The organism is Chordicoccus furentiruminis (assembly GCF_019355395.1).
GTDB classification, from domain to species: domain Bacteria; phylum Bacillota; class Clostridia; order Lachnospirales; family Lachnospiraceae; genus Chordicoccus; species Chordicoccus furentiruminis.
Genome location: NZ_CP048829.1, coordinates 838181 through 858088, shown reverse-complemented (window position 1 = coordinate 858088; position 19908 = coordinate 838181). Strand labels below are relative to the sequence as shown.

The window sequence follows — 19908 nt, the reverse complement described above, 5'->3', positions numbered from 1 at the left end:
ACCATGCGCGCCGGTCCGGCGCAAAACGGAACAGGCTGCGCCGCGGCATGACCGGAGGAGACGTTACAATTTTCGTGATGTGTATCCGTTTCGGCGAAAACTGCGCACAAGGCCGACGAAAAGGGCTATACTCTGCACATGGAAATTGATTCTGTCATTCTTATTCAGGGGGTATGAACATGAACAAGATAGCACATGCCGCCCAGCGCAAGGCGTTTGAGCTGGCTCTGGACACGGTCGGCAAGAAGGCGGTTGAAAACAGAAGCGAGGGGTATGTGGGCGTCGTGGACGCGATGCAGAAGATCCTCGGCGACGGCTGGAAGCCCGAAGCGTACGACCGGCTCCGCAAAGCGTTCAGCAAGGACGGCAAGTGGACCCAGTACTTCAACAATCTGCTGGATCATGTGGATGTGGAGTTCATGAAGGGCCTCTTTATGTCCATCGGCTTCGAGGGCGGCTTCTGCGGCTTCCGCGAGACCAGAAAGACGGCGAAGAAGTACAACATGCAGTGCCCGTGGATCATCCTGTTCGATCCGACCTCGGCCTGCAACCTCCGCTGCACCGGCTGCTGGGCGTCCGAGTACAGCCATCAGCTGAACCTTTCCTATGAGGACATGGACAAGATCGTGACCGAGGGCAAGGAACTCGGGATTCATGCCTACATCATGACCGGCGGAGAGCCGATGATGAGAAAGAAGGATATCATCAAGCTGGCGGAGAAGCATTCCGACTGCGCGTTCATGCTGTTCACCAACGGCACGCTGGTGGATCAGCAGTTCTGCGATGATATGAGACGCTGCAAGAACATCGTGCTGTCGATGTCCATCGAGGGCTTCGAGGAGGCGACTGACTTCCGCCGCGGCAAGGGCGTCTTCCAGAAGGTTATGGATACGATGGAGCTGCTCCGGAAGAACGGCCTGGTCTACGGCACGTCGATCTGCTACACCAGCAAGAACTACAAGGCCGTGACGTCGGACGAGTTCTATGACTTCCTGATCAGCAAGGGCGTCGCCTTCACCTGGTACTTCCACTTCATGCCGGTCGGCATGGACGCGACGATGGATCTCGTTCCGACGCCGGAGCAGAGAGAGTACATGTATCACCGGATCCGCGAGGTTCGCGGCTGGGAAGGCGGCAAGCCGATCTTCTGCATGGATTTCCAGAACGACGGCGAGTTCGTCAGCGGCTGCATCGCGGGCGGCAAGTATTACTGCCACATCAATCCGAACGGCGACGTGGAGCCCTGCGTCTTCATCCATTACTCGAGCGCCAACATCCACGACAAGAGTCTGCTGGAGTGTCTGCAGCAACCGCTGTTCAAGGCCTATCAGGCGAATCAGCCGTTCAATAAGAACCTGCTTCAGCCCTGCCCGTTCCTCGAGAACCCGCAGAAGCTGCAGGCGATGGTGGAAGCGACCGGCGCTCACAGCACCGATATGAGCGCGCCGGAGACAGTCGAGCACCTTTGCGGCAAGTGCGCGAACTACGCGAAGGAGTGGGCTCCGTACGCGGACAAGCTCTGGAAGTCCAACCATCCGGGCTTCGAGCCGGAAGCGCCGAAGGACGTGGTGATCCCGGCGGACGCGAAACAGTAAGTGTAAAGAGACAGGGGGCAGGCCGTTCGGCCTGCCTCTTTTCTGCAGGAGGCGCGGGGCTCCGTCATTCCTGCAGAGGGCGCGACTGTGCGCCTGTGTGAAATCGATTTCTTGACGGGCGGCGGTCCCGCGGGTACAATGATAGCATCATGCAGGCGGAGCTTCGAAACCGGAGGAAACAACAGGATTTATGGCAGGACGAATCGCTACGATATGCAGTGTGCTTGGCGCGGCGGCGGCTCTTACCGTGACGGCTTCCGGCTGTTCGGTCAGCCGGATGACCGCAACGCAGACGCAGACGGAGGTAACGGCGGCTCCGACGCCTTCTGTATCAAGAGCGGGGAAGCTGGCGGAAATTCCGGCAGTCGACATCACATCAGGTCCGGCTCTTGAGGACTCGTCATCGGCCGGCTCCGCTTCAGACTCCGATCCGGATGCGAATCTCCGGGTGATCGGAACGAAATCGACGGCGGATACGGTTCGGAAGATCCGGCTTGTCAATGCCACGGGCCGGGATATTGTGGGGATCCATGTGCGGACGGATGATATGACGTCCTATCCGGATGCGGATTATGTGAGCGAAACGGATCCGCTGAAGGCGGGAGAGACGGCGGTCTTCTACTACGACGCGGCGGATGCGCTACGCTTCGGGGAGAAGACCGGCCAGACACCCGTCTACCGGATGCTTCTTTCGTTCAGCGGGGACAGCGGCGTTCTTCATGATTTTCCGTTCGGCCGGACGGAAGAGGCGACGATTCATTACGACTCCGAGTACGGTGTGACCTATCTCACCTATGTGCGGGGAGACGGCACCCCGGAGACGGACAGCGCCGATCTCATGGATACGAAGGAGTCGGAGATTCAGATTCTCCGGTCCCAGCTCAGCACGCCGGCTCCTACACAGACGCCTTCTCCTGCGGGTCCCTCCGACAGCACGCCGGCAGCGGCTTCCGACAGCGGGACGGTAAGCGATTCAGAGACAGACGGCGGATCCGACGGGACCTCCTCAGCCGTTATCCTTCGCCCCGATGCGGATGATGAGGACGAGGATGACGGCGGAGACGCCGTGGATGAGGACGGTACGGCGGATGGGGAGGACGGCCTTTCGGAGGCCGACGGAGGCGATGTGGTCGGCTGAAGAACCGGCGCAGAGACGTTCGGACCGGGCACTGAGCACAGAGGCGGCGAAAGTCTTTAAGCACGCCATGGCATTAATTTTTTGTAAACAGGGTCCGGATGCTTGACATCCGGGCCGGTTCTTTTTAAGCTTATTCCAATATTATTCTATTGGAGGTATAACAGGGATGTCCAACGCGAAAAAGCCGGACCGCAAACCGATTTATGTGTATATCCTGATTGTGGTTCTGGCGATGCTCCTGATCAATCTTTTCCTGTTCCCGGCCGTCCGCGCGCAGCGGTACACGGAGGTGGACTACAGCGCGTTCCTCGACATGGTCGATGAGAAGAAGATCGCGGCCGCCGAGATTCAGGACGACGTGATTCTCTTCGCTGACAAGAACAATCCGCCGAACTATTACAAGACAGCCAAGGTCGACGACCCGGATCTGGTGAAGGAGCTGAAGGCTTCGGGCGCGAAGTTCACCAAGGTGACGTCGGCGGATAATCCGATTGAGAGCTTCCTGCTCGGCTGGGTGCTGCCGCTCGTGATCTTCTACGGGATCGGCGTGTTCATCTCGAGAAGGCTGGTCTCCAGAATGGGCGAAGGATTCGGCGGCGGCAATCCGATGCTTTCCTTCGGCAAGAGCAACGCCAAGGTGTATGTGCCCTCCACGACGAGCATTAAGTTCAAGGATGTGGCCGGCGAGGAAGAGGCAAAGGCTCTTCTGCAGGAGCTCGTCAAGTATCTGCATGACCCGAAGGCTTACGCCGACATCGGCGCCCAGTGCCCCAAGGGCGCGCTGCTGGTCGGCCCTCCCGGTACGGGCAAGACGCTGCTCGCAAAGGCGGTAGCCGGCGAGGCGAACGTGCCGTTTTTCTCCATCGCGGGATCCGAGTTCGTCGAGATGTTCGTCGGCATGGGCGCGTCGAAGGTGAGAGACCTCTTCGAGCAGGCGGCAAAGAACGCACCCTGCATCGTGTTCATCGATGAGATCGATACGATCGGCAAGAAGAGAGACGCCGGCGCGCTGTCCACCAACGACGAGCGCGAGCAGACGCTGAACCAGCTGCTGACCGAGATGGACGGCTTTGACGGATCGAAGGGCGTCATCATTCTTGGTGCGACAAACCGGCCCGAGGTTCTGGATCCGGCCCTGCTCCGTCCGGGCCGCTTTGACCGCCGGATTCCGGTCGAGCTGCCGGATCTTCAGGGGCGCATCGATATTCTCAAGGTTCACGGAAAGAAAGTGAAGCTGGCGGACAACGTCGATTTCGAGCCGATCGCGAAGACGGCGGCCGGCGCCTCCGGCGCCGAGCTGGCGAACATCGTCAACGAGGCCGCGCTCCGGGCGGTCCGGATGGGCCGTCATGTGGTCACGCAGGAGGATCTTCAGGAGAGCATCGAGGTCGTCATCGCGGGATACCAGAAGAAGAGCCGCGTCCTTTCCGACAAGGAGAAGCTGATCGTCGCCTATCACGAGATCGGCCACGCGCTCGTCGCCGCGAAGCAGACGGATTCCGCGCCGGTACAGAAGATCACGATCATTCCGCGTACTTCCGGCGCGCTGGGCTATACGCTGCAGGTGGACGAGGGCGACCGCTACCTGATGTCGAAGGATGAGCTGCTGAACAAGATCTGCACCTTTACCGGCGGGCGCTGCGCGGAGGAGCTGATCTTCCACTCGATCACCACAGGCGCTTCCAACGACATCGAGCAGGCGACGAAGCTGGCCCGCGCGATGATTACCCAGTACGGTATGGACGACGACTTCGGCATGGTCGCGATGTCCACCCAGACCAATCAGTACCTCGGAGGCGATATGTCGCTGAGCTGTGCGCCGGATACGGCGAAGTCCATCGATGACCGTGTCGTTGCGGTGGTCCGGGAGCAGCATGACAAGGCGCTGAAGATTCTGAAGGATAACGAGATCAAACTTCATCAGCTCGCCAAGTACCTCTACGAGCACGAGACGATCACCGGCGAGGAGTTTATGGAGATTCTTCAGGCGCCGGTACCGTCGGTGACGGCACGGTCAGAGGACGGGAAAACGGAAGCCTGACGGAACGACGGCCGGAATCCGCATGAACAGGCCGGGAGAGAAGCGGGAAAAACCCTCTCCCGACACCGCGGACGGTCAGACCGGGACGGGAGCGCAGGGATGGAGCAGAAAGAAATCAACCGGATTCTGGGACAGACGGTGCTGTTTCATGACCTCGGCGAAAGCCGGCTCCGTGAAGCGCTTCTCATCATGAGAGGGCGGATCCGGCACTATGAAGGGAGGGCGGTTCTCCACGTAAGCGGAGAGCCGCTCTCCTTTTTCGGCCTTGTTCTCGGGGGAAGCGTACAGGTGACGATGAACGATCTGGACGGCCGGGACGTGCTGATGGCCAGCGTCAGGAGCGGCGAAACGTTCGGTGAGGCGATCTGTGCCCTCCGAAGGCCGGATCCTCCAATCAACATCTACGCGGAGAAGGAGACGGATGTACTCTGGCTGTCCGCCGGCTTTCTCCACGAGCCGGGCCGCGGCCCGCAGGAGGATCTGCGCTCGATGCTGGTCTGCCGGCTTGCCGAGATGATGGCCGGACGCACGCTCCGGATGAACCGACGGATTCAGGTTCTCTCAAAGCATACGCTTCGTGAAAAGCTGCTGACCTTTTTCGCAGAGTGCCGCGAGGAGTACGGGGGACCGAGCTTCACGATCCCGATGGACCGGGCGACGATGGCGGCCTATCTGGGGACGGACCGGAGCGCGCTCTCGCGCGAACTGTCCAGGATGCGCAGGGAGGGGCTTGTCCTGTACAGGAAGAACGAGTTTACGTTGCAAATGCAACCGACAAAGCCATCCTGACGGATTATACTGAAGAAAAGAAACAGTACAGGGAGGGATTTCTGATGAAAAAACGATGGATGGCCGTGATGCTGGCGGCCGTGATGACGGTTCTGACGATCGGGGCGCTGCCTGCTGCGGCTTCTTCGCAGGCGGATGCTGTTTCCGCCGCAACCTCTGCGGCGGAGGCGGTGCAGGGCGAAGAAACCGAGATCCGTCTGGCGGGACTGAAGGGCGCGACCTCGATGGGGATGGTCAGACTGCTGGAGGAAGCGGACAGCGGGAAGACGGCCGATTCGTACTCGTTTACGCTGGCAGGTTCCGCGGATGAGATCACGCCGAAGCTGGTCAAGGGCGATCTGGATATCGCGGCCGTGCCGGTGAATCTCGGATCGGTGCTCTACAGCAAAACGCAGGGCGCGGTGGAGATGCTGGCGGTCAGTACGCTCGGCGTTCTTTATATCGTGGAAAACGGGGCGCAGGATATCACCAGCTGGAGCGACCTCAGGGGAAGGACGATTCTGGCGACCGGCAAGGGTTCGACGCCGGAATACGCGCTCCGGTATCTGCTGACGCAGAACGGACTGGATCCGGATCAGGACGTCACAATGGAGTGGAAGGATGAGCCGACGGAGACGGTCTCCGCGATGGCCGCGGCAGGCGGGAGCACGGTGGCGATGCTGCCGCAGCCGTATGTGACGGCGGCGAAGGCAAAGCTGCCGGATCTCCATGTCGCGCTGGATCTGACGAAGAGCTGGGACGATCTGAATAACGGAAGCCGGTTCGTGACGGCGGGACTGCTCGTGAGAAAGGCGTTTGCCGATGAGCATCCGGACGCGGTCAGCCGTTTCCTGGACGCATACGCGGATTCCGCTTCGTATGTCAATGAGCATCCGGCCGAGGCTGCGAAGCTGATCGAAAAGTACGGCATTATCAAGGCGGCTGTGGCGGAGAAGGCGATTCCGGACTGCCATATCGTCTGCATTACCGGGACAGAAATGAAAGCCGCACTCAGCGGATATCTGAAGACGCTGTATGACCAGAACCCCAGATCCGTGGGCGGCTCGCTTCCGGGCGGCGATTTCTACTACGACGCCGGTTCAGACGGAACGGAATGAAAAGACTGTCAGGACGAACACTCAGGCTGATTTCCGCCGCGGCAGCACTGCTTGTGTGGCAGGCTGCCGCGGCGGCCGTATCCGACCCGATTCTTCTGGCTTCGCCGGCTGAGGTGGGGAGACGGTTTCTCACGATCTGGCGTGACGCCGGCTTCTGGAAGGTGCTGGCTTTCAGCGCCGGCCACATCACCGGAGGCTTTCTGCTCGCTCTGACGGCCGGAACGGCACTCGGGCTGCTGGCCGCCCGTTTTCGTCCGGCGGAGATCCTTCTCTGGCCTTATGTCACGCTGATCAAGACGGTGCCGGTCGCCTCCTTCATTATTCTGGCCCTGATCTGGCTTGACGGAAGGCAGCTGAACATCTTCATTTCGTTTCTGATGGTGTTTCCTGTCGTGTACAGCAATGTGCTGGAGGGCGTGCGCAGCACGGATCCGGCGATGGAAGAGATGATGGCGCTCTACCGCGTTCCGTGGATCCGCCGGATGCGCTATGTCTATCTGACGCAGCTGCGGCCGTATCTGGCGGCGGCCGTGCGCGTCGGAACCGGTACCGCCTGGAAGGCGGGCGCGGCAGCCGAGGTGATCGCGGTTGTGTCCGGCTCCGTCGGAGGAAAGCTGTACGAGTCGAAAATATACCTGGAGACGTCGGATCTCTGCGTGTGGACGATTCTGATCGTACTGATCAGCGTGCTGCTTGAGAAGCTGATGCTCCGGCTGCTCGACGCGGCCGGCCGCGCGCTGGAGGACGGATGAGCGGCAAGGCGCAGCGCTGCCGGCGGGGAACGGAGCGCAGGATGACTCATACTGCCGAACGAGGCGGAACGCACTGCAGCCGGAGGGGATGGAGAATGGACACCTCGTCTTCAGTCATCACAGGAAAGGACGGACATGGTCACGATTCGGAATCTGAGCAAATCCTATCAGGGACGGAGGGTGATCGACGGTCTTGATCTGACCGTTCCGGACGATCCGCCGCTCTGCCTTATGGGCCCGTCCGGCTGCGGAAAGACGACGCTGCTGCGCATCCTCGCGGGACTCGAAAAGGCGGACGGAGGCACGATTTCAGGCCTTCCGGTCCGTGTTTCGATGGCCTTTCAGGAGGACCGGCTGGCGGAGCCGTTTTCCGCCGTGCACAACATCATGCTCGTGACGGGGCGGAGCGTTCCCCGTACGGAGATTCTTTCGCATCTGGACGAGCTGGGGCTCGGGGACTGCACGGACATGCCGGCGCGGGAGCTGAGCGGGGGCATGCGGCGGCGCGTGACACTGGCGCGCACGATGCTGGCGCCTTCGGGTCTTCTCCTGATGGACGAGATTCTGAAGGGCCTCGACGCGGCGGCCCGGCGCAGGACGGCTGCATATATCCGGCGCCACAGGGACGGCCGTCCGCTGCTGTTCGTGACCCACGATCCGGAGGAGGCGGAGCTGATCGGCGGCCGGATCGCCGTCTGGCCGGGAGTGCCGGCCGCCTTCCGCGCGTAGGCGGATCGCCGCAGCTCTCATCTGCTCCGCAGGACAGGTGCGCCGCCAGGGGGCGCGCGTGACCGTGCCGCCGTCCGTCCGGCAGCGCCGGCTGCCTTCCGCGCAAGCACATCACGGCCCGGCGGAGGCTGCCGGCTGCATTCCCGTGAAGAACCGTATTGACAGGAAACGGACACCTGTGCTAAGCTTTTTACGCTACGAGCAGAAGGTTCTTTTTTTTTGCGCAAAAACCGTGCGGGAAGGTTCCGCAGCGGGCGGATACAGAAAGACAGAGCCCTGCGTCAACCGGCTAACGGATATCATTGGAGGTGAAAAACCGTGCGTACAAGGATCACATTAGCTTGCACAGAATGCAAACAGCGTAACTACACGACCATGAAGGATAAGAAAGAACATCCTGAAAGAATGGAAACGAAGAAATACTGCAGGTTCTGCCGCAAGCATACCTTACACAAGGAAACGAAGTAAGCGGCCGTTCCGTGCTGCTGGAAAGTGCAGGTCATTAAGATGGCAGATAGTGAGAACAGGACCGCGAAGAGCGCGGAGAAGAAACCCCGTTTTTTCGACGGACTTAAGCGCGAGTGGGGGAAGATTATCTGGCTGACGAGACAGGATGTGGCCCGCGAGACCGGTCTGGTCGTCGTCCTTTCCCTGATCATGGGCATCATCATCACCGTGGTCGACAGCGCGGCGCTGCGGGTGATCGACTGGCTGCTGGCTCTTTGATGAAATTGACGATTTGCATTTGAGAGAAATAAGAGGGTTCAGATGTCAGAAGCGAACTGGTATGTGATTCATACCTATTCCGGATACGAGAACAAGGTCAAGGCCAACATCGACAAGACTGTCGCGAACCGTCATCTTGAGGAGCAGATCCTCGATGTCATCGTGCCGCTGGAGGACGTTCAGGAGACGAAGAACGGCGTCACGCGGATGGTCAAGAGGAAGATGTTCCCGGGCTATGTCCTCGTCCATATGGAGATGAACGACGATACCTGGTACGTCGTCCGGAACACCAGAGGCGTGACCGGATTCGTCGGACCGGGAAGCAAGCCGGTGCCGCTCGCGCCGGACGAGATGTGGAAACTCGGAGTCGGAGAGGGATCGGAGGCGCCAGCGCAGCAGAAGCCGAAGATCGTGGTCGATTTCGAGAAGGGCGATATGGTCGTCGTCATCGCAGGCGCCTGGGAAGGAACCGAAGGCGTCGTCCAGGCGGTCAACCCCCAGAAGCAGACCATCACGATCAACGTGGAGCTTTTCGGCCGCGACACTCCGGTCGAGATCAGCTTCTCGGAGGTTAAGAAAAAGTGAGTTTCTGCGGCCGCAATTGCGCCGCAGCTGATTCAGAAGGTCCCCGCCGGGCAAATCAAGCCATCCCGGGTAGAAAGGGACCGGACAGGTGGAAGGGTTTTATACTCGACAAAACCACATGAGGAGGAAACATCATGGCAAAGAAGGTTACAGGTTACATCAAACTGCAGATTCCGGCCGGCAAGGCAACCCCGGCTCCGCCGGTAGGCCCGGCGCTCGGCCAGCATGGCGTGAATATCGTTCAGTTTACGAAAGCCTTCAACGCGAAGACCGCTCAGATGGGTGATGTGATCATCCCGGTCGTGATCACCGTTTATGCGGATCGGAGCTTCACCTTCATCACGAAGACTCCGCCGGCGGCCGTTCTGATCAAGAAGGCGCTGAATCTGCCGAAGGCATCCGGTCAGCCGAACAAGGTGAAGGTCGGCAAGATCACGAAGGCTCAGGTGAAGGAAATCGCCGAGACGAAGATGCCGGATCTGAATGCCGCGTCGATCGAGGCCGCGATGAGCATCATCGAAGGCACGTGCCGCAGCATGGGCGTTGAGGTAGTTGACTGATCACAGGTGGAAGGACTGAAATCCGCTACGACCACAGGGAGGTTTGAATAAATGAAACACGGGAAGAAATATATCGAAGCCGCAAAGGAGATCGAGCGCGGCACGCTGTATGATCCGGCTGACGCGATCGCTCTGGTAAAGAAGACCGCGACGGCGAAGTTCGACGAGACGATCGAGGCGCATATCCGCACAGGCTGCGACGGACGCCACGCGGACCAGCAGATCCGCGGCGCTGTCGTTCTTCCGGCCGGAACCGGCAAGAAGGTCCGCGTCCTCGTTTTCGCGAAGGGAGCGAAGGCGGAGGAGGCGAAGGCCGCCGGCGCTGATTATGTCGGTGAGATGGATCTCGTTCCGAAGATCCAGAAAGAGGGCTGGCTCGACTTCGACGTTGTCGTCGCGACACCGGACATGATGGGCGTGGTCGGCCGTCTCGGCCGTATCCTCGGACCGAAGGGCCTGATGCCGAACCCGAAGGCCGGCACCGTCACGATGGATGTCACCAAGGCGGTGAAGGAAATTAAAGCCGGTAAGATCGAGTACCGTCTCGACAAGAGCAACATCATCCACGTTCCGGTCGGCAAGGCTTCCTTCACGGAAGAGCAGCTGGGCGAGAACTTCAGAGCGCTGATGGACGCGCTTGTCAAGGCCCGTCCGAGCACGGTGAAGGGCGCGTACCTGAGAAGCATCACGCTTGCTTCCACCATGGGTCCGGGCGTCCGCGTCAATCCGCTGAAGGTTCAGTGACATTTCTGATTGACATTCCCGGAAGGGAATGATAAAGTATACAGGCATCAAACCGAAGACAGCCGGTGTCCCTGAGGGACGTAAGCGCAAGCGCCAGCCGAGGATTGATTTTGATCGTGAAGGCTCATCTCAGGTGTGAGCGGATGATGAAATCAGTGACACCCCGTGCTCAGGCTGCACGGGGCGTTTTTTCGGTCAGCCGGGACGGCACGCTCCGGCGGATGCATGTTCAGAAATCTTTAGAAGGAGGAAACGTTCGTTCATGGCAAAGGTAGAACTGAAACAGCCGATTGTCCAGGAAATCGCAAGCGCGGTTGACGGTGCGAAAGCGGCGGTGCTCGTTCAGTACCTTGGACTCACGGTCGAGCAGGATACGGCGCTCCGCAAGGAACTCCGCGAAGCGGGTGTCCAGTACAAGGTGTACAAGAATACGCTGATGCGCCGTGCGTTTGAGGGAACGGAATTCGAGGCCCTCTCGAAGCATCTGGATGGCCCCAACGCCATCGCGGTATCCAAGGACGATCCGATCATCGCGGAGAAAATTCTCTCCAAGTATGCAAAGAACATCAAGTGCTTCTCACTGGTCGGCGGCGTCATCGAAGGCCAGTACGCCGATGCGGCGAAGCTGGACGAGATGGCAAGCATCCCGTCGAGAGAGGTCCTGCTCAGCAGACTCCTTGGAAGCATCCAGGCTCCGATCGCGAACTTCGCGCGTGTGATCAAGCAGATCGCCGAGAAAGACAGTGCGCCTGAGGCGGAGGCCCCGGCGGCGGAATAAGCAGATGCCTTCAGGCGTTTGCGGGATTATTAAATTACGAATGGGAGGAAATACCACTATGGCTAAGTTAACCACAGAAGAGTTTATCGCAGCGATCAAGGAACTGACTGTGACCGAGCTGAACGATCTGGTCAAGGCCTGCGAGGAAGAGTTCGGCGTTTCCGCTTCCGCGGGCGTTGTCGTGGCGGCTGCGGGCGCTGCGGGCGCAGCTCCGGCTGAGGAAGAGAAGACCGAGTTCGACGTCGAGCTGACTGAGGTCGGCGCCTCCAAGGTCAAGGTCATTAAGGTTGTCCGTGAAGCGACCGGCCTCGGCCTGAAGGAAGCCAAGGACCTCGTCGATTCCGCTCCGAAGGTGATCAAGGAGCAGCTCGACAAGGATGCGGCTGAGGATCTGAAGAAGAAGCTGGAAGAGGTTGGCGCAAAGGTCACCCTGAAATAATCAGCGCAGACCATATTGAAGGAAAGGCAGCCCGGACGCGTTCCGGGCTGCCTTTTTGCTGTGTGTCCCTCCGGCGGGGCGGAAAACCGGATATTACAATTTATTTAAAATATCTTTTGACAGATTACAGGGACTGTGGTAATCTTGAGAATGCACTACTGTCGAGCAGTGGCTTTTTGCGCGCAAAAATATATTTGTGCCTGCTGACTCTTAATCCAACACAATATACGGGGTGAAACGTCGAATGGAGAAAAACAGAATTCGTCCTATCAAATCCGGCCGGTCGATTCGCATGACGTACCAGCGTCAGGAAGAGGTGCTCCCGATCCCGAATCTGATCGAGGTGCAGAAGGATTCCTATAACTGGTTCGTCAACGATGGGTTAAAGGAGATCTTTGATGACATCTCCCCCATCGAGGATTTCGCCGACAAGCTGAGTCTCGAATTCGTGGGCTACCGGCTCTGCAGGGATGAAGTCAAATACCCGATCGATGAATGCAAGGAGCGTGACGCCAACTTCGAGGCGCCGCTCAAGGTGACCGTTCGCCTTCACAATAAGGAAAACGGGGAGATCAAGGAGCATGAGGAATACATGGGCTCCCTTCCCCTGATGACGGACACCGGCACCTTCATCATAAATGGAGCGGAGCGTGTCATCGTGTCCCAGCTCGTTCGTTCCCCCGGCATTTATTACGATATTACGCACGATAAAACGGGAAAGAAGCTCTATGCCTGCACGGTGATTCCGAACCGCGGCGCCTGGCTGGAATACGAGACGGATTCCAACGACACCTTCTACGTCCGCGTCGACCGCACGAGAAAGGTGCCGATCACGGTGCTGATCCGCGCGCTCGGCGTCGGAACGAATCAGGAGATCGTTGATCTTTTCGGCGATGAGCCGAAGATCCAGGCCAGCTTCGCGAAGGACCCGGCGAGCAATTACACCGAGGGTCTTCTGGAGCTGTACAAGAAGATCCGGCCGGGCGAACCGCTGGCAATCGATTCAGCCGAGCAGCAGGTGCATAATCTGTTCTTCGATCCGAGACGCTATGATCTTGCGCGGGTCGGACGCTACAAGTACAACAAGAAGCTGATGCTGCGGAACCGGATCCGCGGATTCAAACTTGCGGAGGATGTGCTGGATGTGACCACCGGCGAGGTAATCGCGGAGGCGGGGACAGTCTGCACACCCGAGCTCGCCGATCAGATCCAGAACGCCGCGGTTCCGGCTGTCTGGATCAGTGTGGATGACGTGGATCATCCGGTCAAGGTGCTGTCGTCGATGATGGTCGATATCGACAGCTGGATCAGTATGTCTCCGGAGGAGAAGAAGAACGCCGGCATCAACGAGCTGGTTTACTACCCCGTGCTCAGAGAGATTCTCGACCAGAACCTTCCGGACGATGAGCTGGCCTTGACGATCAGGCGCCGTGCTCATGAGCTGATCCCGAAGCATATCACGCGGGAGGATATCTTCGCCTCCATCAATTATAACATTCATCTGGAGTACGGCATCGGCAGCGACGACGACATCGATCACCTCGGCAACCGCCGGATTCGCGCGGTCGGCGAGCTGCTGCAGAATCAGTTCCGCATCGGCCTTTCCCGGCTTGAACGCGTGGTCCGTGAGAGAATGCAGACGCAGGACATCGATACGGTGACGCCGCAGTCCCTGATCAACGTGAAACCGGTGACGGCGGCCATCAAGGAGTTCTTCGGATCCTCGCAGCTGTCCCAGTTCATGGATCAGAACAACCCGCTGGGCGAGCTGACGCATAAGCGCCGTCTGTCCGCGCTGGGTCCCGGCGGTCTGTCGCGTGACCGCGCCGGATTCGAGGTGCGCGACATTCACTACACGCACTACGGCCGTATGTGCCCGATCGAGACGCCTGAAGGTCCGAACATCGGTCTGATCAACTCGCTGGCGTGTTATGCCCGGATCAACCAGTACGGCTTCGTGGAGGCGCCGTTCCGCCGGATCGACAAATCCGACCCGGCCAATCCGGTCGTCACCAACGAGGTGCGCTACATGACAGCAGACGAGGAGGACAATTACCATGTCGCGCAGGCATCCGAGCCGCTGGATGCGGAAGGGCATTTCGTCCACAGGAACGTGTCCGGCCGCTACAGAGAGCTGACGCAGGCGTGGGACAGAAGAGTCTTTGATTATATGGATGTCTCCCCGAAGATGGTCTTCTCCGTGGCGACATCTCTGATTCCGTTCCTGCAGAACGATGACGCGAACCGCGCTCTGATGGGATCGAACATGCAGAGACAGGCCGTGCCGCTTCTGACGACCGAGGCGCCGGCGGTCGGAACCGGAATGGAGGAGAAGGCGGCGGTCGACTCCGGCGTCTGCGTGCTCGCGAAGCACGCCGGCACGGTGAGTTCCGTGACATCCACGGACATCCTCGTCACGCTCGACGACGGGACGGTGGACAAATACCATCTGACCAAGTACATGCGCTCGAACCAGAGCAACTGCTATAACCAGAAGCCGATCGTCAGCAAGGGCGAGCGGGTTGAGGAGGGCGAGGTCATCGCCGACGGCCCGTCCACCAGCGGCGGAGAGCTTGCGCTGGGCAAGAACCCGCTGATCGGCTTTATGACGTGGGAAGGCTACAACTACGAGGACGCGGTTCTGCTCTCCGAGCGTCTTGTCCGCGACGACGTCTATACGTCTGTCCACATCGAGGAGTATGAGGCGCAGTCCCGCGACACGAAGCTCGGACCGGAGGAAATTACCCGCGACGTCCCGGGCGTCGGCGACGAGGCCCTCAAGGATCTGGACGACCGCGGTATCATCCGCATCGGCGCGGAGGTCCGTGCCGGGGACATTCTGGTCGGCAAGGTCACGCCCAAGGGCGAGACGGAGCTGACGGCGGAGGAGAGACTGCTTCGCGCGATCTTCGGCGAGAAGGAGCGCGAGGTCCGCGATACCTCTCTTAAGGTGCCTCACGGCGAGTACGGTATCGTCGTGGACGCGAAGGTCTTCTCGAGAGAGAACGGCGACGAGCTGCCGGCCGGCGTCCATCAGAGCGTGCGGATCTACATCGCGCAGAAGCGTAAGATTTCGGTCGGTGACAAGATGGCCGGACGACACGGAAACAAGGGTGTCGTCTCACGCGTGCTTCCGATCGAGGATATGCCGTATCTTCCGAACGGTCGTCCGCTCGACATCGTGCTGAACCCGCTGGGCGTTCCGTCCCGGATGAATATCGGACAGGTCCTGGAAATTCACCTGTCTCTTGCCGCGATGGCGCTCGGCTTCAACGTGGCGACCCCGGTCTTCGACGGCGCGCGGGAAATCGATATTCAGGACACGCTGGAACTGGCGAACGACTATGTCAACTCAAGCTGGGAGGATTTCTCGGCCAAGTACAAGGATGTTCTGAATCCGGAGGTCTATCAGTATCTGGGAGACCATCTGGAGCACCGGGCGCTCTGGAAGGGCGTACCGATTTCGCGCGACGGCAAGGTCCTGCTCCGCGACGGCCGTACGGGCGAGTACTTCGACTCTCCGACTACGATCGGCCACATGCATTACCTGAAGCTGCACCATCTGGTGGACGACAAGATTCACGCCCGTTCCACCGGTCCGTACTCCCTGGTCACGCAGCAGCCGCTGGGCGGCAAGGCCCAGTTCGGCGGACAGCGTTTCGGCGAGATGGAAGTCTGGGCGCTCGAGGCGTACGGCGCTTCCTACACGCTGCAGGAAATCCTGACCGTCAAGTCGGATGATGTGGTGGGCCGTGTGAAGACCTATGAGGCGATTATCAAGGGCGAGAACATCCCGTCCCCGGGTATTCCGGAGTCCTTCAAGGTTCTTCTCAAGGAGCTTCAGTCGCTGGGCCTTGATGTCCGGGTGCTCGATGAGAACCGGAACGAGGTTCAGCTCAAGGAGTCCATCGATTACGGCGATACGGATTTCCGCTCTGTCATCGAAGGGGACAGCCGGCGCCGCCGCGCGGAGGACGAGGATTACGAGAAGCACGGCATGACGCTGCAGCATTTCGATGATTCGACGGAGGAGCTCGTGGACGATGAGTCGATCCTCGACCAGGACTACAGCAGCGAGAGCGATGATTTCCTCGGTGTTGACGAAGACGGAAGCGACAGCCTGTCATCGGACGATGACGAGCTCTGATCTCACCTGATCGTTCATTTTGGAGGTACATATGGCAGAAATTGTGAAACAGCAGGAGGAATACAAGCCGACTACGTTCGACGCGATTCAGATCGGTCTTGCCTCTCCTGAGAAAATCCGCGAATGGTCCCACGGTGAGGTCAAGAAGCCGGAGACGATCAATTACCGGACCCTGAAGCCGGAAAAGGACGGCCTGTTCTGCGAGCGTATCTTCGGACCCTCGAAGGACTGGGAGTGCCACTGCGGGAAGTACAAGAAGATCCGCTACAAGGGTGTGGTCTGCGACCGCTGCGGCGTCGAGGTCACCAAATCCTCCGTCCGGAGAGAGCGGATGGGCCATATCGAGCTCGCTGCTCCGGTTTCCCATATCTGGTATTTCAAGGGGATTCCGTCCCGGATGGGGCTGATTCTGGATATTTCCCCGAGGACGCTCGAGAAGGTGCTGTATTTCGCCAGCTACATTGTGCTCGATCCCGCCGACGCGGCGCCCAACCTTGAGAAGAAGCAGGTGCTTTCCGAGTCGGAGTACCAAAAGGCGAGAGAGGACTACGGATACAACTTCCGCGCCGAGATGGGCGCGGAGGCGATCCAGGAGCTTCTGAAGGAAATCGATCTGGAGAAGGAATCCGAGGCACTCAAGAAGGAGCTCCGTGAATCCACGGGCCAGAAGCGCGCCCGGATTCTCAAGCGTCTTGAAGTCGTGGAAGCCTTCCGCGAGTCGGGAAACCGTCCGGAGTGGATGGTGATGAACGTGATCCCGGTTATCCCGCCGGATCTGCGCCCGATGGTGCAGCTGGACGGCGGCCGGTTCGCGACATCCGACCTCAATGACCTGTACCGCAGAATCATCAACCGGAACAACCGTCTGAAGCGTCTCCTTGAGCTGGGCGCTCCCGAGATCATCGTCCGCAACGAGAAGCGGATGCTGCAGGAGGCGGTGGACGCGCTGATCGACAACGGCCGCCGCGGCCGTCCGGTCACAGGACCGGGCAACCGCCCGCTGAAGTCGCTGTCCGAGCTGCTGAAGGGCAAGTCCGGACGCTTCCGCCAGAACCTGCTCGGCAAGCGTGTCGACTATTCCGGCCGTTCCGTCATCGTCGTCGGTCCGGAGCTGAAGATTTATCAGTGCGGTCTTCCGAAGGAGATGGCGATCGAGCTGTTCAAGCCCTTCGTGATGAAGGAGCTGGTCCAGAAGGGGACCGCTCACAACATCAAGAGCGCGAAGAAGATGGTCGAGCGTCTGGAGCCGGGCGTCTGGGACGTGCTCGAGGACGTGATCACGGAGCATCCGGTGATGCTGAACCGGGCGCCGACGCTGCATCGTCTCGGGATTCAGGCATTCGAGCCGATTCTCGTCGAAGGCAAGGCGATCAAGCTGCATCCGCTGGTCTGCACCGCCTTCAACGCCGACTTCGACGGCGACCAGATGGCCGTCCATCTTCCGCTGACCGTGGAGGCGCAGGCGGAGTGCCGCTTCATGCTGCTCTCCCCGAACAACCTGCTGAAGCCCTCGGACGGCGGCCCGGTGGCGGTTCCGTCTCAGGATATGGTCCTCGGCGTCTACTACCTGACGCAGGAAAGACCGGGCGCGAAGGGCGAGGGAATGCATTTCTCGAGCCTCAACGAGGCGATTCTGGCCTACGAGAACAAATATATCACGCTGCAGACAAAGGTCCGTGTCCGGATGTCGAAGACAAAGCCGGACGGCACGGTGGTCACCGGCAATGTCGACTGCACGCTGGGCCGGCTGCTTTTCAATGAGATCATTCCGCAGGACCTCGGTTTTGTCGACCGCTCGGTCGAGGAGAATTTCCTCAAGCCCGAGATCGACTTCCTCACCGACAAGAAGATGCTGAAGGCCATTCTCTGGAAGGTCATCAATCTTCACGGCGCGACGGCGATGGCCGAGGTGCTCGACAACGTCAAGGCGATGGGGTACAAGTATTCCACGATCGCCGGCATGACCGTCTCCATCTCGGATATGACGGTGCCGCCGGAAAAGCCTCAGCTGATCGCCGAGGCTCAGGCGACGGTGGACCGCATCGAGCGTAACTACCGCCGCGGCTTCGCGACAGAGGAGGAGCGCTACAAGGAGGTCGTGGAAACCTGGAAGGAAACCGACCGGATCCTGACCAAGAAGCTGCTGGACGGCCTCGACAAGTATAACAATATCTACATGATGGCGAATTCCGGCGCCCGCGGCTCCGACAAGCAGATCAAGCAGCTGGCCGGCATGCGCGGACTGATGGCGGATACGACGGGTCATACCATCGAGCTGCCGATCACGTCCAACTTCCGTGAGGGTCTGGACGTGCTGGAGTATTTCATGTCCGCCCACGGCGCCCGCAAGGGTCTGTCGGATACCGCGCTTCGCACCGCGGACTCCGGTTATCTGACCCGCCGTCTGGTCGACGTCTCGCAGGAGCTGATCATCCGGGAGACGGACTGCGCCGCCAACCGCAAGGAGATTCCTGGCATGTGGGTCAGCGAGTTCTCCGAAGGCCACGGCGACAAGAAGTCGATGATTGAGTCGCTGCAGGAGCGGATCACGGGACGCTTCGCCGCTCAGACGATCTATGACAAAAACGGCGAGGTCATCGTCAAGGCGAACCATATGATCACGCCGAAGCGCGCGGAGCGTGTGATGAAGGAAGGCGTCGGGGAGGACGGCGGGCCGATTACCCGCGTCAAGATCCGTACGATCCTGACCTGCCGCTCCAAGCTGGGTATCTGTGTGAAATGCTACGGCGCGAATATGGCGACCGGCGAGGCGGTTCAGGTCGGCGAGGCGGTCGGCGTCATCGCAGCGCAGTCCATCGGCGAGCCGGGGACGCAGCTTACGATGAGAACCTTCCATACCGGCGGTGTCGCCGGCGGCGATATCACACAGGGCCTTCCGCGAGTCGAAGAGCTTTTCGAGGCGCGTAAGCCGAAGGGTCTCGCGATCATCTCCGAGATCCCGGGCCGCGCCCAGCTGATCGAGACGAAGAAGAAGACGGAAGTGGTCGTCACCAACGAAAACGCGCCGGAGGGCAGCAAGGAGCGCCAGAAGACGTATCTGATTCCCTACGGCTCCCGCCTGCTGATTCAGGACAACGCAGTGCTCGAGGCCGGCGACGCGATCACGGAAGGCTCCATCAACCCGCACGACATCATGAAGATCCGCGGGGAACGCGCCGTTCAGGACTATATGCTCCGCGAGGTGCAGAAGGTGTACCGTCAGCAGGGCGTTGAGATCAACGACAAGCATATCGAGGTCATTGTCCGCCAGATGCTGAAGAAGGTCCGGATCGAGAAGCCGGGCGACACCGGCTATCTGTCCGGTTCGCTGGTGGATTATCTGGAAGCGGATGATCTCAACGAGAAGCTGATCGAGGAGGGGAAGGAGCCCGCAGAGCTCTCCAGAGTGGTGCTCGGCATCACGAAGTCCGCTCTGGCGACCAATTCCTTCCTGTCGGCGGCGGCCTTCCAGGAGACGACGAAGGTGCTGACGGACGCGGCGATCAAAGGCAAGGTCGATCCGCTGATCGGCCTGAAGGAGAACGTGATCATCGGCCAGCTGATTCCAGCCGGCACGGGACTCCGCCGGTACAGGAACATCCGCCTTGATACCGATGCCCGGATCGAGGAGGAGAAGAAGGCAAAGGAAGCGATGATCGTGGATGACGGCCCGCAGGCCGGAGAGACGGCGGGAGACGCCTCCGATGCGGTCATCGATGACGCCGAGGAGAATGAGTCTCTGGATACGTCCGCTCCGGTTGAGGAATGAGGTTGGTTTCAGGCCGGAA

At 59.8% G+C, this 19908-nt stretch carries 16 protein-coding genes; all 16 read left to right on the top strand.

What is annotated here, in order from left to right; genetic code table 11:
• Nucleotides 1–179 precede the first annotated feature (179 nt).
• The 16 genes from G4C92_RS03975 to rpoC all read left to right on the top strand — a co-directional run bounded on the left by G4C92_RS03975 (nt 180) and on the right by rpoC (nt 19889).
• Nucleotides 180–1595: a radical SAM protein gene (locus G4C92_RS03975; RefSeq protein WP_274941305.1), complete on the top strand. Its 1416-nt coding sequence runs from the start codon at nt 180–182 to the stop codon at nt 1593–1595.
• A gap of 190 nt (nt 1596–1785) precedes the next feature.
• On the top strand, nt 1786–2733 hold the full coding sequence (locus G4C92_RS03970) for a hypothetical protein (RefSeq protein WP_274941304.1): 948 nt from the start codon (nt 1786–1788) through the stop codon (nt 2731–2733).
• A gap of 166 nt (nt 2734–2899) precedes the next feature.
• Entirely contained in the window at nt 2900–4774 is a 1875-nt protein-coding gene (gene ftsH / locus G4C92_RS03965) for an ATP-dependent zinc metalloprotease FtsH (protein ID WP_274941303.1), read from the top strand.
• A 99-nt stretch (nt 4775–4873) separates the two neighbouring features.
• Nucleotides 4874–5563 carry a Crp/Fnr family transcriptional regulator gene (locus tag G4C92_RS03960; protein ID WP_274941302.1) on the top strand — a complete coding sequence of 230 codons (690 nt, stop codon included), beginning with the start codon at nt 4874–4876 and terminating at the stop codon, nt 5561–5563.
• A gap of 44 nt (nt 5564–5607) precedes the next feature.
• Nucleotides 5608–6660 carry an ABC transporter substrate-binding protein gene (locus G4C92_RS03955; protein ID WP_274941301.1) on the top strand — a complete coding sequence of 351 codons (1053 nt, stop codon included), beginning with the start codon at nt 5608–5610 and terminating at the stop codon, nt 6658–6660.
• On the top strand, nt 6657–7412 hold the full coding sequence (locus tag G4C92_RS03950; protein WP_274941300.1) for an ABC transporter permease: 756 nt from the start codon (nt 6657–6659) through the stop codon (nt 7410–7412). The genes G4C92_RS03955 and G4C92_RS03950 overlap by 4 nt, the downstream gene beginning before the upstream one ends.
• 135 nt (nt 7413–7547) lie before the next feature.
• On the top strand, nt 7548–8141 hold the full coding sequence (locus tag G4C92_RS03945) for an ATP-binding cassette domain-containing protein (protein ID WP_274941299.1): 594 nt from the start codon (nt 7548–7550) through the stop codon (nt 8139–8141).
• A 318-nt stretch (nt 8142–8459) separates the two neighbouring features.
• Complete coding sequence (gene rpmG / locus G4C92_RS03940) at nt 8460–8609, top strand: 50S ribosomal protein L33 (protein ID WP_274941298.1); 150 nt, start codon at nt 8460–8462, stop codon at nt 8607–8609.
• Nucleotides 8610–8633: 24 nt separating this feature from the next.
• A complete protein-coding gene (secE, locus tag G4C92_RS03935; protein WP_274941297.1) occupies nt 8634–8867 on the top strand; it encodes a preprotein translocase subunit SecE in 234 nt (77 codons plus the stop codon).
• A gap of 42 nt (nt 8868–8909) precedes the next feature.
• Nucleotides 8910–9452, top strand: coding sequence for a transcription termination/antitermination protein NusG (gene nusG / locus G4C92_RS03930; protein ID WP_274941296.1), 543 nt, complete (start codon nt 8910–8912; stop codon nt 9450–9452).
• Nucleotides 9453–9586: 134 nt separating this feature from the next.
• A complete protein-coding gene (gene rplK, locus G4C92_RS03925; protein ID WP_274941295.1) occupies nt 9587–10012 on the top strand; it encodes a 50S ribosomal protein L11 in 426 nt (141 codons plus the stop codon).
• 51 nt (nt 10013–10063) lie between these two features.
• Nucleotides 10064–10756 (top strand): 50S ribosomal protein L1, encoded by a 693-nt coding sequence (gene rplA / locus G4C92_RS03920; protein ID WP_274941294.1) that lies wholly within the window; start codon nt 10064–10066, stop codon nt 10754–10756.
• A gap of 262 nt (nt 10757–11018) precedes the next feature.
• On the top strand, nt 11019–11534 hold the full coding sequence (rplJ, locus tag G4C92_RS03915) for a 50S ribosomal protein L10 (RefSeq protein WP_274941293.1): 516 nt from the start codon (nt 11019–11021) through the stop codon (nt 11532–11534).
• A 58-nt stretch (nt 11535–11592) separates the two neighbouring features.
• Entirely contained in the window at nt 11593–11973 is a 381-nt protein-coding gene (gene rplL, locus G4C92_RS03910; protein WP_274941292.1) for a 50S ribosomal protein L7/L12, read from the top strand.
• A gap of 244 nt (nt 11974–12217) precedes the next feature.
• A complete protein-coding gene (gene rpoB, locus G4C92_RS03905) occupies nt 12218–16120 on the top strand; it encodes a DNA-directed RNA polymerase subunit beta (RefSeq protein WP_274941291.1) in 3903 nt (1300 codons plus the stop codon).
• A 31-nt stretch (nt 16121–16151) separates the two neighbouring features.
• Complete coding sequence (gene rpoC, locus G4C92_RS03900) at nt 16152–19889, top strand: DNA-directed RNA polymerase subunit beta' (protein WP_274941290.1); 3738 nt, start codon at nt 16152–16154, stop codon at nt 19887–19889.
• Nucleotides 19890–19908: the final 19 nt, after the last annotated feature.